The organism is Bradyrhizobium sp. 482_C4_N1_8 (assembly GCF_052075965.1).
Taxonomy (GTDB): domain Bacteria; phylum Pseudomonadota; class Alphaproteobacteria; order Rhizobiales; family Xanthobacteraceae; genus Bradyrhizobium; species Bradyrhizobium barranii.
Genome location: NZ_CP197231.1, coordinates 573,594 through 588,768 on the forward strand (window position 1 = coordinate 573,594; position 15,175 = coordinate 588,768).

Genomic DNA, 15,175 nt, shown 5'->3' on the forward strand with positions numbered 1-15,175 from the left:
AAGGATTACGTCGTGCTCTCACTTCGATGCGGTGGTCTTGTTTTCCATGTTGACGACCTGGACGCGACGATTGACCTCCGCCATCGGCTGGGCCGGGTCCTTCAGCTTGCTCTTGCCGTAGCCGACGGTGACGAGATCGGTCGCGGAGATGCTGTACTTGTCGACGAGGTAGCGCTTGATCGAATCCGCGCGGCGCTCCGACAGGTCCTGATTATAGCCCTCGCCGCCGGCGGCGTCGGTGTGGCCGGCCACCACGAAGGTCGAGCCCTTCAGGTCGGGGCTGGTCAGCGCGCGACCGAGCGCCTGTACCGAGGCGAGCGACTTGGCGCTGATATTGGCCGAGTTGTAGTCGAACGTGATTTCAAGATCGATGTTCGGCTTGTCCTTGGCCACTGAGGCGATTTCTTCGCGCTCGGTCGACGAAAGTGAGCGCGTCGAGCGGCCGCGCACGGACTGGATCAGCTTGGTTTCCGTCGCACTGGGTGCGGGATCGGCCTGCGGGGCGATCGAGAGGCCGCGGGTCAACGGCTTCTTCGGCGGCGGCGCCAGTGCGCGGACGATCTCGTCCTCGGTGACGTTCTTGCTGTTGCCGTCGTCGCCCGCGAATGCGAGCGGGGTCGTCAGCGACAGAGCGACGCCGACCGTGATGATGGACAGCATCGCGCTAAATCCCTTTGCAGCCAATCTCATTGCCAGTCCCTCCTGCGCAGCTGACCGCGCGGTTCCAAAATTCCTGCAATGGCCCCCCCGGGAAAGGCCGCCTGCGGCATCCGTCCGTTAGTCTTCCCTGAGCCGCCGAGGGTTCGAGGCGTCTGCCGCCTCAACTCAAAAAAATACTAGCGTACTCCGTAGCTTGCGAACTCCTGAACAATGTTCGGGTCCATCGCCTTGGCATTGGCGATGTCGAGCGCGCCTTCCTGCGCCGAGCCGTTGCGCTGCTTGGCAATCCCGCGGCCAAAGAGCGAGGAGGTCAGGCGCGGGTTGATCTTCAGGGCTGCGTCGAAATCGGCGATGGCGTTCTTGACCGCTCCCGATTTCAGATTGACGAGCCCCCGGCTGTCCAGCGCATCGACGAAATTCGGCCGCAGCCGCAGCGCCTCGTTGCAATCCTTCAGCGCGCCCTGGAGGTCGCCGACCACGGTGCGGGTCCAGCAGCGGTTGTTCAGCGCCTCGACGTCCTTCGCGTTGATCCGAAGCGTCTCGTCGAAATCCTTGATGGCCAAATTGTAGGCGCCCTTGCTGGCATAGACCTGACCGCGCCGGTACAGCGCATTCACGTCATCAGGATTGGCGGCGATCTTGGCCGTCAGGCCCTTGATGGTCGGATCCTCCGCCAGCGCGGCCGCGCTCGGCCCGCTATCCATGCTCGGTGCGGGGGTGGTCTCGGCTGGTTTCACCGGCGGTGGCGCCGGCGGCAAGGCGGCCTCGACCTGCGGTTTCGGTGAGGGCGCCGGTGCAGGAGCAGGTGCTGGAGCAGGTGCCGCTGCCGTGTCCGCCGGCTTCGGCGGCGGAGGCGGTGCGGGCGGAGCCGGCGGCGGATTGTTGGCGACGACCGGCGGCGGCGATGGCGGCGGTGCCGTCATCGACGGGCGCGATCCGCCGGCGCCTGGAATGAACGAAAAATCCTCGGCGAGGGAAGAGGAGATCCACGGCACCTGTTCGCCGCGCGAGGCGCGGGTGACGCCCATCTTGGTGCGGTTCAGCGTCTCCTCGGCCATCAGGTCGGGGACGCGGATCTCCTTCAGGAGCTCCTGGACGAACAGGCTGTGATCGCCGCCCGCGTCCGAGACCACCGAGGCCAGTGCCGCCGAGTACATCACCAGCGTGCCGTTCGGCGCGATGACCGGCGTCAGGCCGGCCGAGAAGCTGCGGAACCGGCGCTCGAAGGGATTGCGCCTGGAGGCGTCGACCAGCGCGATCTTGACGCCCGCGCCACGGGTATTGAGCTCGCCGAGCACGGTCTCCAGGCTGAAACCGTCGCGGCGGACGTCGGATTCGGTCCAGATCTGCGCGTCGATCGGCAGCATGTAGCTCTGGCGCGCCGACTGGATGCCGAAACCGCTGAAGAAGATCAGCGCCACCGAGCCCGGCTTGATCTTGCCATAGAGCTTGTCGAACGCGCGGCGCATGCCGTCGCCGGTCAGGTTCTCGCCGATTTCAACGGAAAAGCCGTCGCGCTTGAGCTCGTCGGCGACGTCGCGCGCGTCGTTGAGCGGTTCCTTCAGCGGGGCGTCCGCGTCTGGATATTTGGCGTTGCCAATGACCAACGCATAACGGTCGCCGGCGGCCAGGGATGGCGCAACCGGGACGAGCGAAACGAGCAAGGGCAGAAGAAAAAGGAAGCGAATTTTCATAATCAGCGCGGTCCAGCCAAAAAGGCGCCGTTACCAGCTTGCGCCGCGGCGACCTTAACTTACGCAATGTGCATTATCAAACCGCGGAAGGGGGGCGTCAACCGCTTGGAGATTCGGCATTATCGCGACAATTGACCGCGATGCATGGGCGCGCCGGGAGGGGAATAAACGGACTGTCACGGTTGTGCTCGGCGCCATCTGGTTCGACTCTGCGGCAGGATGCTGGAGCGGCCGCGACAAAGAAGATGTGAGGGGTCTCACATAGCAGGCTGGACGCTGTCGCAGCCCTCCGGTGTTTGACCTTTGCTGCGGACAATGGCTTGGTGCGCTCGATCGTCCCCGAAGGTCCAACTCAGAAAAGAAAACCATGGGAAACGCCTACGAAATCTACGCCCTGCGTTATGCGACGATGTCGCCACGCACCCCCAACATGAACTTCCTTCAGCCCGACCCGCATGACAGCGCGGCGCAGGATCTCGACTATTTCGTCTGGCTGATCCGAGGGCAGGGCCGCGAGATCCTGGTGGACACCGGTTTCAACGCCGAGGAGGCGAGCGCGCGGGCGCGCAAGCTGACGCTCAATCCGGTCGATGCGCTGGAGCGCTTTGGCGTCGCGGCGTCGAGCGTTCGCGACATTATCGTGACGCATCTGCATTACGACCACGCCGGCAATCTCGATCGCTTCTCGAACGCGCGCTTCCATCTCCAGGAGCGCGAGATGGCTTACGCGACGGGACGCTGCATGTGCAACGGACTGCTGCGACATCCGTTCTCGGTCGAGCACGTCACGCAGATGGTGCGCCATGTCTATGGCGAGCGCGTCAATTTCTATTCCGGCGACGGCGAGATCGCGCCCGGCGTCACCGTGCACCGTGTCGGCGGCCATTCCGACGGCTTGCAGGTGGTCAAGGTCGAGACCGCGCGCGGGCCGGTGGTGCTGGCGTCCGATGCCGCGCATTACTACGCCAATCTGCAGCGCAAGAGCCCGTTCCCCATCGTCTACAATATCGGTGACATGGCGCAGGGCTGGGAGACGATCGAACGCCTCGCCGGACATCCTGACAGGTTCATTCCCGGCCATGATCCGATCGTGACGGAGATCTATCCGCGTGCCAGCGACAAGGTCGATGCCTGGGCGCTGCATTTGCCGCCGTCGCGGTCGTTTGCGAAATGACGGAATCCGGGGCGTGGTGTCAGCGAGTGCCGGCAGGATCCGCACAAGCAACGATGTCGCGGGGAGATTTTCGAGCCGCTACCTCCGGCGGAGAGAATACCGCCAGGTATCCTCCGTCCCCTGCGAGCTCATATGTGGCAACGTCGCGATAGCCGACGGCGGTCAATTCGCAGCGCAAGAGCTCAATTGGCGTGCCATGCTTCGACGTCGGAAGCTCAAGATCGACAATTCCGACCCGCGCATCCTGCTTTAGAGCGGCCGCGAGATTGTAGAGGAAGGCATAGGGTTGGGCTATCTCGTGATACATGTGCACGAGGATTGCAGCATCCAGCGAGGAAGCGGGCAGACGCGGGTCGTGTGGTTCGCCGAGCGCGAATTGCACGTTCGTCAACTTCAGACGTTCTGTTCGCCTGGCGAGCTCGATGAGGTAATCCCGCGTGACGTCCTGGGCAACGACAGAACCGGCGGGGCCGACGACGTGCGAGAGCCTGACCGTGTGGTAGCCGCTGCCTGCTCCAATGTCGCCCACTGTCATACCTGGTTTCAGTTCAAGAGCACGTGCGATTTGACCGGCCTCATTGAGGGCGTCTCGGCGCTCTTCGGCGGCACGGCGCGGGCTGACGATCCGTGCAACAGGGCGCTGTGGTGAGGGAAACTCGTTTGCAGCGACTCCGGGGGAAGCCAGATAACCTATGTCAGCGGCGTATGCGCGAGTTACGGCAAACGCCGCAAGTAGCGCCGTTATATAAGCCAGTGCCGTCACGGACCTGCCAAGCTTTCTCAATCGGCCTCCCAAAAGCCGACGTCTGCACCTCTATGAGTACGCGCCCTAATACGCCTCTTTCGCGTCGGCCTCTTCGCTGGTCTGGATCAGGTCGAGGCTCTGTTCGATCTTGCCGAGCAGGGCCGACAGTTGCTTGCGCTCCTGCGCAGAGAGGCAGGCGAGGATCTCGTCTTCCCGCCGCAGCAATTGCGGGAACAGCTCTTCGTACAGCGCGCGACCCTTCTTCGTCAGTTGCAGGCGGAATTCGCGGCGGTCGGCTTCGTTCTCGACCCGCTCGATCAGCCCCTGGTGCAGCAGCGCGGTCACGGCGCGGCTGATGGTGGATTTGTGCGTGCGGGTGCATTGCGAGATGTACTGCGCGCTACAGGCATCGTTGCGGAAGCCGAGCGTGGCGATCACGCGCCAGGCCGGAATGTCGAGGCCGTGACGCTCCTGATATTCGACCGCAAGCGCGGAACTCACCTCGGCGGCCAGCCGGTTGAGGCGGAACGGCACGAATTTGAACAAATCGAGCCGCGCATTCGGCCGCAATGAAGCCTCGTCGGCCTCACGTGCCTTCAGCGCGATGTCGCTGGATGTCCTCGCCAAGGCTTGCGCTCCGAATTCCAGTTGACGGCCGGCCGGCTCCGGTCCAAAATAGTTGCACGTGAGACTATCTAGCAGATCAGTCCTCTCTTGACCAGAGCCGAGGTTAGCGCATGGCGCAGGCCAATACGCAGCAGGCCAAAACCCAGTTCGGCTATCGCCGCCATCCCGACCAGGATCGTCCCGGCCAGAGTGCGGCCGAGCATCCCGTGGTGGTCGTCGGCGCGGGGCCGGTGGGGCTGTCGCTCGCGATCGACCTTGCCCAGCGCGGCCAGCGCGTCGTCCTTCTGGATGATGCCGACCGGATCGGCGAAGGCTCGCGCGCGATCTGCTTCTCCAAGCGGTCGCTCGAATATTGGGATCGGCTCGGCGTCGGCGACCGCATGGTCGAGAAGGGCGTGGTGTGGAGCGTCGGCCGCATCTTCCATGGCGAGTCGCAGCTTTACCAGTTCAACCTGTTGCCCGAGGACGGTCACAAGCGGCCGGCCTTCATCAATCTCCAGCAATATTACGCCGAGGCCTATCTGGTCGATCGCATCAGCGATCTCTCTGAGATCGATCTGCGCTGGCGCAACAAGGTGACGGCGCTTGAACAGCGCAACGATTCCGTCGCGCTGACGATCGAGACGCCGGAGGGCGCCTATCGCCTGCACGCGCAATATGTCGTCGCCTGCGACGGCGCGCGCTCGTCGCTGCGGCAGATGGTCGGCGCCGAGTTCGCGGGACAGGTGTTCGAGGACCAGTTCCTGATCGCCGACGTCAAGATGACCGCGGAGTTCCCGACCGAGCGCTGGTTCTGGTTCGATCCGCCGTTTCATGCCGGCCGCTCCGCGCTGCTGCACCGTCAGCCCGACGACGTCTGGCGCATCGATCTCCAGCTCAATCGCTATGCCGATCCCGTCGTCGAGAAGAAGCCGGAGAACGTGCGGCCGCGGATCGCGCGCATGCTCGGTCACGACAAGTTCGAGTTCGAGTGGATCTCGCTCTACAAATTCCAGTGCCGGAGGATGGATCGCTTCCTCCACGGCCGGGTGATTTTTGCGGGCGATTCCGCGCATCAGGTCTCGCCCTTCGGTGCGCGCGGTGCCAATTCCGGGCTAGAGGACGCCGAGAATCTGTCCTGGAAGCTCGATCGTGTGTTGCGCGGCACCTCGCCGGCGAGCCTGCTCGAGAGCTACCATGTCGAGCGGAGTCTCGCGGCCGACGAGAACATCCGCGAATCGACCCGCTCGACCGATTTCATGGCGCCGAACTCGCACCAGGAGGCGCGGCTGCGCAAGGCAGTGCTGTCGCTGGCTAAGGAGACCGAATTCGGCAAGCGCATGGTCAATGGCGGGCGGCTCTCGGTGCCGTGCAGCTACGACTCGCCGCTGTCATCGCCCGACGCGGAGGCGTGGCGCGGCGGACCGTTGCCCGGCTGTTCCATGCTCGACGCGCCCGTTGGCGAGCAGGCCTATCTGACCGATGCATTCCGCCGGGGTGGAACGGACTTCACCTTGCTGTCGTTCAGCAATGGCGCGGCGGTCGATGCGCCCGATGGTGTCAAGGATATCCGCATTGGTGGCGAGGGCGGGCTTGCCGATCCCTCGGGCCTTGTCGCAAAGCGCTATGACGCCGCGCCTGATACAGCCTATCTGCTCAGGCCCGACGGCTACGTTGCGGCCCGCTTCCGCCATCCGACGCGTGCGGCGATCGCGGCCGCGTTGTCGCGGGCCCAAGGCTTGAATTGAGGATTCGCATGCCGCTTTCAACCAGCTCCAACTTCGCGCGGCCCGACGATGCCTTTCGTGCCATCGTCGAGGCGCACCGCGGCTTCACGGACGAGCAGAGCGCCGATTTCGACGCGGCACTGGTCCTGATCCTCGCCAACCATATCGGCGACATCGACGTGTTGCGGGAAGCGATCGTGCTCGCGAAGCGGCGCATGACCGACGGCCAGCAGCAACAACAGCAACAACAATAACCCCAAGACCTGAGGACGAATTGATGGCGAAGAACTTCGCATCCACCGGCGATCTCTCCGAGAAGAAGATCACCTTCTCAGAGATCGGCACCGATCTCTATGCCTTCACCGCGGAGGGCGATCCGAACACCGCGATCATCGTCGGTGACGACGGCTGCCTGGTGTTCGACGCGCAGTCGACGCCGGCGATGGCCAACAAGGTGATCGAGCGCGTCCGCACCGTCACCGACAAGCCGATCAAATATGTCGTGCTGTCGCACTATCACGCCGTGCGCGTGCTGGGCGCCTCCGCCTACAAGGCGCAGGGCATCGTGGCCTCGCAGGAGACCTATCGCCTCATCGAGGAACGCGGCCAGCAGGATTGGGATTCCGAATATGGCCGCTTCCCGCGGCTGTTCCAGGATGCCGCGAGCATTCCAGGCCTGACCTGGCCGACGCTCACGTTCGAAGGCGAGATGTCGATCTATCTGGGCAAGCGCGAGGTGCGCCTGATGCAGTTGGGCGCAGGCCACACCTCCGGCGACATCGTCGCCTGGGTGCCGGATGCCGAAGTGATGTTCTCCGGCGACCTCATCGAATATCACTCGGCCTGCTATTGCGGTGACGCGCATTTGCGCGAATGGCCGCTGACGCTGAACGAGATCCGCAACTTCAATCCCAAGGCGATCGCGCCGGGCCGCGGCGATGCGCTGAAGGGCACGGCCACGGTGCGCGAAGCCATCGCGATGACGCGTGACTTCGTTACCTCGCTCTATGGCGCGGCCGAAATTTCGGTCGCCAGGGGGCGTACGCTGAAGGAATCGATGGCGGCGACGCGCGAAGTCATGGATCCGAAGTTCCACAGCTTCGCCATCTACGAGCACTGCCTGCCGTTCAACGTGTCGCGCGCCTATGACGAGGCGTCGGGGATCGACGACCCCGTGATCTGGACCGACAAGCGCGACCAGGAAATGTGGGCCGCCCTGCAAGGAGGAGGATAGTCATGAACGTCAACACCTCGCCTGATCAGATCATCCGGAGCTCGGCGCAGGTCACGCCGGGCTACATGTCCGGCTTCGGCAACAGCTTCGAGACCGAGGCGCTGCCGGGCGCGCTGCCGATCGGGCGCAACTCGCCGCAGCGCTGCGCTTACGGGCTCTACGCCGAGCAGCTCTCCGGCTCACCCTTCACCGCGCCGCGTGGCACCAATGAGCGCTCCTGGCTCTATCGCATCCGCCCCTCGGTGAAGCATTCCGGCCGCTTCGAGAAGGCCGATGCCGGCCTGTGGCGCTCGGCGCCCTGCCATGAATACGATCTGCCGATCGCGCAGCTGCGCTGGGACCCGGCGCCGATCCCGAAGGAGGACATGACCTTCCTCCAGGGCGTGCAGACCATGACGACGGCTGGTGATGTCAACACGCAGGCCGGCATGGCCGCGCATGTCTATCTCATCACCAAGTCGATGGTGGATCAGCATTTCTACAATGCCGACGGCGAACTGATGTTCGTGCTCCAGCAGGGCAATCTGCGCGTCGTCACCGAATTCGGCCGTATCGACGCCGAGCCCGGCGAGATCGTGGTGATCCCGCGCGGCGTCAAATTCCGCGTCGAGATTCCGAACGGTCCTGCGCGCGGCTATCTCTGCGAAAACTACGGCGGCGCCTTCACGCTGCCGGAGCGCGGGCCGATCGGCGCCAATTGCCTCGCCAACGCGCGCGACTTCCTCACCCCGGTCGCGTATTACGAGGACAAGGACACGCCGACCGAGCTCTACGTGAAATGGGGCGGCTCGCTGTTCAAGACCACGCTGCCGCATTCGCCAATCGACGTTGTCGCCTGGCACGGCAATTACGCGCCCTATAAATACGATCTGCGCACCTTCTCTCCCGTAGGCGCGATCGGGTTCGATCACCCCGATCCCTCGATCTTCACGGTGCTGACCTCGCCGTCGGAGACCGCGGGCACCGCGAACATCGACTTCGTGATCTTCCCCGAGCGCTGGATGGTGGCCGACAACACCTTCCGTCCGCCGTGGTACCACATGAACATCATGAGCGAGTTCATGGGCCTGATCTACGGCGTCTACGACGCCAAGCCGCAGGGTTTTGTCCCGGGCGGCATCTCACTCCACAATTGCATGCTGCCGCACGGTCCCGACCGCGATGCCTTCGAGCACGCCAGCAACGGCGAGCTGAAACCGGTCAAGCTGACCGGCACCATGGCCTTCATGTTCGAGACCCGCTACCCGCAGCGCGTGACAGCGCATGCCGCGAAGTCGTCGACGCTGCAGGACAATTACGCGGACTGCTGGACGGGCCTGGAGAAGCGATTCGATCCGAACAAGCCGTAGTCTTGCTTACCCTCCCCTGGAGGGGGAGGGTCGCTACGCATGCAGCGAAGCGGAATGCGTAGCGGGGTGGGGTGATGGTCTCTCCGCAAGGAACACTGCCCGTGTTGAGAGATCACCCCTCCCCGTCTCATATTTCGCTGCGCTCAATATGAGCCGACCCTCCCCCTCCAGGGGAGGGTGACAGAAGTTCAGCACCAGAATTCGTATGGCAGGAAACATGCCCCACCCCAACGACCCCAGCCTCCGATCCTTCATCGAGGTCGATCCCGCCTCCGACTTCCCGATCCAGAACCTGCCCTATGGCGTGTTCTCGACCTCGGCCAATCCGACGCCGCGCGTCGGTGTCGCGATCGGCAACTACGTGTTCGATCTCTGGGCGCTCGAGCAGGATTGCCGGCTTGATGTCGGGCCGCTCGGCGTATTCTCCGCGCCCTCGCTCAATCCGTTCATGGCGCTCGGACCGAAGGTCTGGACGAAGACACGCGCGCGGATCAGCGAGCTGCTGCGTCATGATCATCCGGAGCTGCGTGACAATGAGGAGCTGCGCAAGCAGGCCCTGGTGCCGATGCGCGATGCAAAATTGCATCTGCCGTTCGCAGTGTCCGGCTATACCGATTTCTATTCGTCGAAGGAGCACGCCACCAATGTCGGCGTGATGTTCCGCGGCAAGGACAACGCGCTGCAGCCGAACTGGCTGCACATGCCGATCGCCTATAATGGTCGCGCCTCGACCGTCGTGGTCTCCGGAACGAAGGTGAAGCGGCCGCGCGGCCAGCTGAAGCCGCCGAATGTCGAGGTGCCGAGCTTCGGGCCGTGCAAGCGGCTCGATTTCGAGCTGGAGATGGGCGTCGTGGTCGGCCAGCCCTCTGCCATGGGCGGCATGCTGACCGAGCAACAGGCCGAGGAGATGATCTTCGGTTTCGTGCTGCTCAACGACTGGAGCGCGCGCGACATCCAGCAATGGGAATATGTGCCGCTCGGGCCGTTCCTGGCAAAAGCGTTCGCGACCTCGATCAGCCCGTGGGTGGTGACGCGCGAGGCGCTGGAGCCGTTCCGGCTGAAGGGGCCGGAGCAGGAGCCGGTGCCGCTGGACTATCTCAAGCAGGCGAAGCCGCAGAACTATGATCTCGAGCTCGACGTCTCCTTGCGCGCGGCCGGCGCCAATGCGCCCGCCGGCATCAGCCGCACCAATTTCAAATACATGTACTGGTCCTCGGTGCAGCAGCTCATGCATCACGCCTCCAGTGGCTGTGCGATGAATGTGGGCGATCTCCTTGGGTCCGGCACCATCTCCGGCCCGGAGAAGAACCAGCGCGGCAGCCTATTGGAGATCAGCTGGAACGGCACCGAGCCGGTGGAATTGCCCGGCGGCATCAAGCGGTCGTTTTTGGAAGACGGCGACAGCCTCGTCATGCGCGGCTGGTGCCAGGGCAATGGCTACCGGGTCGGGTTCGGAGAGGTCGAGGGGACGATTTTGGCGGCGGAGTAGCCGCGCGTTCCGGTGTCGTAGGGTGGGCAAAGCGAAGCGTGCCCACCATCACGATCGCGCTTGCGGAGACGTGGTGGGCACGGCGCAAGGGCGCCTTTGCCCACCCTACGAAGTCACCGCCTCTCCGGCGGCACGTCCCTGACCCGCGCGCAATGCGCCGCGACATCCTCCACGCTGTACTTCAAATGCACCCGCTTGTCGGACGGCACGTGTTTGGTGACGCACACGCCCGGCCGCCATTCCTGCGTCGGCCTGATCGGGCGCGGCGCAAAGCCGCCGCCGCAATTCGGGCAGACGTTGGAGAGTTTCGTCTCCACGCAATCCGCACAGAACGTGCATTCATAGGAGCAGATCCGCGCGTCCGTTGCATCAGGCGGCAGGTCGCGGTCGCAATATTCGCAGTTCGGTCGAAGCTGGAGGGCCATGGCAGAATCTCCGCAGATTGGCTTGATCATCGCAGACGGCGCGTGAAGCGCGAATGCCGTAGTTCCCTCGATTTCAGCCAGCCTTCAAATCCTTCAGCGGCAGCCGCGAGCTTTCCTTGAGCCTGTCGAGCACGATCGAGGAGCGCACATGCGCCACGCTCTGGTGCGGCATCAGCACGTCGTTGACGAGATTGGAGAGACCCTTGAGGTCGCGCAGCACGGCTTTGAGCACGTAATCGGCGTCGCCCGTCAGCGAATAAGCTTCCTGGATCTCGTCGATGCGGTTGACCAAGGCGCGGAAGCGTTTCGAATTGTCCGGCGAGTGGGTCGCGAGCCCCACCTGGATAAAGGCGATCACGCCGAAGCCCAGCGCTTCGCTGGAGAGATCGGCGTGATAGCCCGAGATCACCTTCTCCTCCTCCAGCCGCATCCGCCGCCGCGAGCATTGCGAGGCCGAGAGACCCGCGAGATCGGCGAGCTCCTGGTTGGTGAGGCGGCCGTCGTCCTGGAGCGCGCCCAGGATCTTGAGGTCGAAGGCGTCTACGGAGATCATGCGTCATTTATCCATTTCATGCACGGATCGTGCATATGATAGCCAAAACGCGTCCCGTTTGCACGCTCATTGCACGCCCGGTGAAGGATAGTTCATGGCAGCAGCAATTGGAGAGCACCATGGGTCCGTTTCCGCACGATGCACCGCCGGCCACCGTCACCGCCGACAATCCGATGGGCACCGACGGGTTCGAGTTCGTCGAATATGCGCATCCCAATCCGGAAGAGCTGCACGCGTTGTTCAAGCTGATGGGTTATGCGCCCGTCGCCCGCCACAAGAGCAAGAAGATCACGGTCTACCGCCAGGGCGACATCAACTATCTCGTCAACGAGGAGCCCGGCACCCACGGCTTCGACTTCGTCGCCGCGCACGGCCCCTGCGCGCCGTCGATGGCGTTTCGCGTGGTCGATGCGAAGGCGGCCTATGACCGTGCGATCGCGCTCGGCGCCGAACCTGCCGATGTGTCGTCGGTGCAGAAGACGCTTGATGTGCCCGCGATCAAGGGCATCGGCGGCAGCCTGCTCTATTTCGTCGATTGCTACGGCGCCAAGGGCTCGGCTTACGATGCCGAGTTCGAGTGGTTGGGGGCACGCGATCCCAAGCCGGTCGGTGCCGGCCTGTTCTATCTCGATCACCTCACCCACAACGTCCATCGCGGCCGCATGGATGTGTGGACGGGCTTCTACCAAAAGCTGTTCAACTTCCGCCAGATCCGCTTCTTCGACATCGAGGGTCGCGCCTCCGGCCTGTTCTCGCGCGCGCTGACCAGCCCCGACGGCAAGATCCGGATTCCGATCAACGAGGACGCCGGCGATTCCGGCCAGATCGAGGAATATCTCAATATCTATCGCGGCGAGGGCATCCAGCACATCGCCTGCGGCTGCCGCGATATCCACGCCACCATCGAAGGCCTGCGCGAAGCCGGCCTGCCGTTCATGCCGTCGCCGCCCGAGACCTATTTCGAGCGGATCGACGCGCGCCTGCCGAAGCACGGCGAGGACGTCGCGCGGCTCCAGACCAACGGCATTCTGATCGATGGTGAGGGCGTGGTCGATGGCGGCCAGACCAAGGTGCTGCTGCAGATCTTCTCCGCCAACGCGATCGGCCCGATCTTCTTCGAGTTCATCCAGCGCAAAGGCGACGACGGCTTTGGCGAGGGCAACTTCAAGGCCCTGTTCGAGTCGATCGAGGAGGACCAGATCCGGCGCGGCGTGTTGAAGGTGGATACGGCGGCGTAGGTCGCTGCGTTCGGGCACACTGCCGTGGTGGGCAAAGCGCAAGCGTGCCCACTACTTCTATCAGAATTGCGGAGCGGTGGTGGGCTCGGCGCTTCGCGCCTTTGCCCACCCTACGCGATCTTTGCCGAGGCTAGATCTACCTCTTCCACGCAGCCATCACCGCACCAATCTCCGCGCCCTCCGGCTCCCGCACCGCCGACGGCGTGCGTGAGAACCGCGGCGCGGGCGCGGGCTGCTTCACGCCGTGGCGCTCGAGGAAGACGTTGCGGGCGACCATGTGCGGATGCTCGGTCGCTTCCGACATGGTGAGCACCGGCGCGAAGCAGATGTCGGTGCCTTCCATGATCTTGCACCAGTCCTCGCGGGTCTTGCTCCTAAACACGGCCTGCAACTTCTGCTTCAGCGCGGGCCAGGCCTTGGGGTTCATCTGCGCGTCGAAGTCGGCATCGGTCAGGCCCGCGTGCTCGCGCAGCAGCGCGTAGAACTGCGGTTCGATCGAGCCGATCGAGACGAAGTGCCCGCAGGCACATTCATAGACGCCGTAGAAATGTGCGCCGCCGTCGAGGAAGTTCTGGTTGCGCCCCTCGCTCCAGCGGCCGATCGTCTTCATGTCGAAGAAGAACGACATCAGCGATGCCGCGCCGTCGCACATCGCGGCGTCCACGACCTGGCCCTTGCCGGACCTTTGCGCTTCGAGGAGGGCGGCGAGCACGCCGACGACGAGATAGAGTGCACCGCCGCCGAAATCGCCGACCAAATTGAGCGGCGGCACCGGGGCTTCCTTGGTGCCGATCGCGGCCAGCGCGCCGGTGATCGAGATGTAATTGATGTCATGGCCGGCGGCGTTGGCCAGCGGGCCTTCCTGGCCCCAGCCGGTCATGCGGCCGTAGACGAGTTTGGGATTGCGCGCGAGCACGACGTCGGGCCCGAGCCCAAGCCGTTCCATCACGCCGGGACGAAAGCCCTCGACCAGCGCGTCGGCGCTGGCAAGCAGGTCGAGCACCTCTGCGATCGCCGCCTTGTCCTTGAGGTCGAGCTCGATCACCTTGCGGCCGCGGCCCGCGACCGACTTCATGCTCTTCTTCGCACCGACGCGATCGAGCGTGACGACATCGGCGCCCATGTCAGCCAGCATCATGCAGGCGAATGGGCCGGGTCCGATGCCGGCGAATTCGACGACACGGAAGCCCGAAAGCGGGCCGGAGGTGCGGACGGAGGAGGTGGGCGCTGGTTTATCGAGCACGCTGTTGTTTCCTCGGGTCACCGGCGAATGCCGGTGGTCCGGCAATCGCCTTAGACGTTCCTCTTTGGGGACGAGTTAATTGGCTGATTAACTTTTCTCGCCTTCATGTCCGCGTGGCAAGCGGTTTTCATGCATGGGCGCATAATAAAAAGCGGCGCGCATTGCTGCGCGCCGCGGAAGATTTGTGTTGAGGCGCTAAGGCGCGACGCGCTGTCGCGCTTTAGCGACTCGGTCAGCCCGCGGCGGCCACCGCGCGCTGCGCCATCACCTTGACGAGGTTGGCGCGGTATTCCGCGGTCCCGTGGATATCGGCCAGCAATCCGCTCGCCGGAATGCTGACATTGTCGAGCGCCGACGGCGACCAGTTCGCCTTCAGCGCGGCTTCGATCGCGGGCACCCGCATCACGCCGCTCTGCGAGGCGCCGGTGGCGGCAACACGGATCTCGCCCGACTTCGTCTGCGCGACGAACACGGCAGTCAGCGCGAAGCGTGAGGCCGGGTGCCGCATTTTTTCGTAGCCTGCCTTCGCCGGCACCGGGAACGACACCGCGGTGATGATCTCGCCGTCTTCCAGCGCCGTCGTGAACAGGCCCTGGAAGAAGTCCTCGGCCGAGATCGACCGCTTGTTGGTCTTGACGGTGGCACCGAGCGCCAGCAGCGCGGCCGGATAATCCGCGGCGGGATCGTTGTTGGCAATCGAGCCGCCGATCGTGCCGCGATAACGCACGGCGGGATCGCCGAGCACCGAGGTGAGATAGGCGATCGCGGGGATCGCCTTCTTCACGTCGGCATTCTGCATGATGTCGAAATAGGTCGTGCCGGCCTTGATGGTCAGCACGTCGCCCGAGAGCTCGACGCCCTGCAGCTCCTTGATCTTGCCGAGATCGATCACGTCGGACGGGCTGGCGAGCCGCTGCTTCATGACCGGCAGCAAGGTCTGGCCGCCGGCGAGGAATTTCGCCTCACTGCTCTTGCCGAACAGGGCGACGGCCTCGTCGACCGAGGAGGGGCGATGATAAGTGGTCTGGTACATCTTGT

At 64.1% G+C, this 15,175-nt stretch carries 15 protein-coding genes; 7 read left to right on the forward strand and 8 right to left on the reverse strand.

Translation table 11 applies throughout. From position 1 onward, the window contains the following. Positions 1 to 18: 18 nt before the first annotated feature. Both AB7Z56_RS02700 and AB7Z56_RS02705 read right to left on the reverse strand, forming a co-directional pair. On the reverse strand, positions 19 to 690 hold the full coding sequence (locus tag AB7Z56_RS02700) for an OmpA family protein (protein ID WP_063980496.1): 672 nt from the start codon (positions 688 to 690) through the stop codon (positions 19 to 21). A 146-nt stretch (positions 691 to 836) separates the two neighbouring features. Next, on the reverse strand, positions 837 to 2,354 hold the full coding sequence (locus AB7Z56_RS02705) for a caspase family protein (RefSeq protein ID WP_283017922.1): 1,518 nt from the start codon (positions 2,352 to 2,354) through the stop codon (positions 837 to 839). A 367-nt stretch (positions 2,355 to 2,721) separates the two neighbouring features. On the opposite strand from AB7Z56_RS02705, the gene AB7Z56_RS02710 reads away from it, so the two are divergent. Beyond that, positions 2,722 to 3,528, forward strand: a complete 807-nt coding sequence (locus AB7Z56_RS02710; protein WP_063980498.1) for an N-acyl homoserine lactonase family protein — start codon at positions 2,722 to 2,724, stop codon at positions 3,526 to 3,528. A 19-nt stretch (positions 3,529 to 3,547) separates the two neighbouring features. On the opposite strand, the gene AB7Z56_RS02715 is transcribed toward AB7Z56_RS02710, so the two are convergent. Together AB7Z56_RS02715 and AB7Z56_RS02720 are read right to left on the reverse strand one after the other, a co-directional pair. Continuing rightward, positions 3,548 to 4,291 (reverse strand): class I SAM-dependent methyltransferase, encoded by a 744-nt coding sequence (locus tag AB7Z56_RS02715; RefSeq protein WP_084794927.1) that lies wholly within the window; start codon positions 4,289 to 4,291, stop codon positions 3,548 to 3,550. 66 nt (positions 4,292 to 4,357) lie between these two features. After that, positions 4,358 to 4,900, reverse strand: coding sequence for a MarR family winged helix-turn-helix transcriptional regulator (locus tag AB7Z56_RS02720; protein WP_063980499.1), 543 nt, complete (start codon positions 4,898 to 4,900; stop codon positions 4,358 to 4,360). Positions 4,901 to 5,010: 110 nt separating this feature from the next. On the opposite strand from AB7Z56_RS02720, the gene AB7Z56_RS02725 reads away from it, so the two are divergent. The 5 genes from AB7Z56_RS02725 to fahA all read left to right on the forward strand — a co-directional run bounded on the left by AB7Z56_RS02725 (position 5,011) and on the right by fahA (position 10,678). Then, entirely contained in the window at positions 5,011 to 6,627 is a 1,617-nt protein-coding gene (locus tag AB7Z56_RS02725) for an FAD-dependent oxidoreductase (protein ID WP_063980500.1), read from the forward strand. An 8-nt stretch (positions 6,628 to 6,635) separates the two neighbouring features. Further along, a complete protein-coding gene (locus tag AB7Z56_RS02730) occupies positions 6,636 to 6,860 on the forward strand; it encodes a DUF2783 domain-containing protein (protein WP_014490505.1) in 225 nt (74 codons plus the stop codon). Positions 6,861 to 6,883: 23 nt separating this feature from the next. Beyond that, entirely contained in the window at positions 6,884 to 7,840 is a 957-nt protein-coding gene (locus AB7Z56_RS02735; protein WP_014490504.1) for an MBL fold metallo-hydrolase, read from the forward strand. 2 nt (positions 7,841 to 7,842) lie between these two features. Beyond that, the gene (gene hmgA / locus AB7Z56_RS02740; protein WP_063980501.1) at positions 7,843 to 9,189 is read left to right on the forward strand and encodes a homogentisate 1,2-dioxygenase; all 1,347 of its coding nucleotides are present in this window, start codon (positions 7,843 to 7,845) and stop codon (positions 9,187 to 9,189) included. A gap of 217 nt (positions 9,190 to 9,406) precedes the next feature. Further along, positions 9,407 to 10,678, forward strand: coding sequence for a fumarylacetoacetase (gene fahA / locus AB7Z56_RS02745; protein ID WP_231143778.1), 1,272 nt, complete (start codon positions 9,407 to 9,409; stop codon positions 10,676 to 10,678). A gap of 113 nt (positions 10,679 to 10,791) precedes the next feature. On the opposite strand, the gene AB7Z56_RS02750 is transcribed toward fahA, so the two are convergent. After that, positions 10,792 to 11,103: a DUF1272 domain-containing protein gene (locus AB7Z56_RS02750; RefSeq protein ID WP_063980502.1), complete on the reverse strand. Its 312-nt coding sequence runs from the start codon at positions 11,101 to 11,103 to the stop codon at positions 10,792 to 10,794. A 73-nt stretch (positions 11,104 to 11,176) separates the two neighbouring features. After that, positions 11,177 to 11,656, reverse strand: a complete 480-nt coding sequence (locus tag AB7Z56_RS02755) for an Lrp/AsnC family transcriptional regulator (protein ID WP_038959069.1) — start codon at positions 11,654 to 11,656, stop codon at positions 11,177 to 11,179. Between the two features lie 119 nt (positions 11,657 to 11,775). On the opposite strand from AB7Z56_RS02755, the gene hppD reads away from it, so the two are divergent. Continuing rightward, complete coding sequence (gene hppD, locus AB7Z56_RS02760; RefSeq protein WP_231143779.1) at positions 11,776 to 12,894, forward strand: 4-hydroxyphenylpyruvate dioxygenase; 1,119 nt, start codon at positions 11,776 to 11,778, stop codon at positions 12,892 to 12,894. Between the two features lie 136 nt (positions 12,895 to 13,030). On the opposite strand, the gene AB7Z56_RS02765 is transcribed toward hppD, so the two are convergent. Together AB7Z56_RS02765 and AB7Z56_RS02770 are read right to left on the reverse strand one after the other, a co-directional pair. After that, complete coding sequence (locus AB7Z56_RS02765) at positions 13,031 to 14,137, reverse strand: CaiB/BaiF CoA transferase family protein (RefSeq protein WP_063986007.1); 1,107 nt, start codon at positions 14,135 to 14,137, stop codon at positions 13,031 to 13,033. Between the two features lie 232 nt (positions 14,138 to 14,369). Further along, entirely contained in the window at positions 14,370 to 15,170 is an 801-nt protein-coding gene (locus AB7Z56_RS02770; protein WP_028149283.1) for an FAD binding domain-containing protein, read from the reverse strand. Positions 15,171 to 15,175 lie beyond the last annotated feature (5 nt).

Coding starts and splice junctions, on each gene's coding strand:
- fahA (WP_231143778.1), top strand. CDS start 9,407: ATGCCCCACCCCAACGACCCCAGCCTCCGATCCTTCATCGAGGTCGAT.
- AB7Z56_RS02770 (WP_028149283.1), bottom strand. CDS start 15,170: ATGTACCAGACCACTTATCATCGCCCCTCCTCGGTCGACGAGGCCGTC.
- AB7Z56_RS02730 (WP_014490505.1), top strand. CDS start 6,636: ATGCCGCTTTCAACCAGCTCCAACTTCGCGCGGCCCGACGATGCCTTT.
- AB7Z56_RS02700 (WP_063980496.1), bottom strand. CDS start 690: ATGAGATTGGCTGCAAAGGGATTTAGCGCGATGCTGTCCATCATCACG.
- AB7Z56_RS02705 (WP_283017922.1), bottom strand. CDS start 2,354: ATGAAAATTCGCTTCCTTTTTCTTCTGCCCTTGCTCGTTTCGCTCGTC.
- AB7Z56_RS02755 (WP_038959069.1), bottom strand. CDS start 11,656: ATGATCTCCGTAGACGCCTTCGACCTCAAGATCCTGGGCGCGCTCCAG.
- hmgA (WP_063980501.1), top strand. CDS start 7,843: ATGAACGTCAACACCTCGCCTGATCAGATCATCCGGAGCTCGGCGCAG.
- hppD (WP_231143779.1), top strand. CDS start 11,776: ATGGGTCCGTTTCCGCACGATGCACCGCCGGCCACCGTCACCGCCGAC.
- AB7Z56_RS02750 (WP_063980502.1), bottom strand. CDS start 11,103: ATGGCCCTCCAGCTTCGACCGAACTGCGAATATTGCGACCGCGACCTG.
- AB7Z56_RS02735 (WP_014490504.1), top strand. CDS start 6,884: ATGGCGAAGAACTTCGCATCCACCGGCGATCTCTCCGAGAAGAAGATC.
- AB7Z56_RS02710 (WP_063980498.1), top strand. CDS start 2,722: ATGGGAAACGCCTACGAAATCTACGCCCTGCGTTATGCGACGATGTCG.
- AB7Z56_RS02725 (WP_063980500.1), top strand. CDS start 5,011: ATGGCGCAGGCCAATACGCAGCAGGCCAAAACCCAGTTCGGCTATCGC.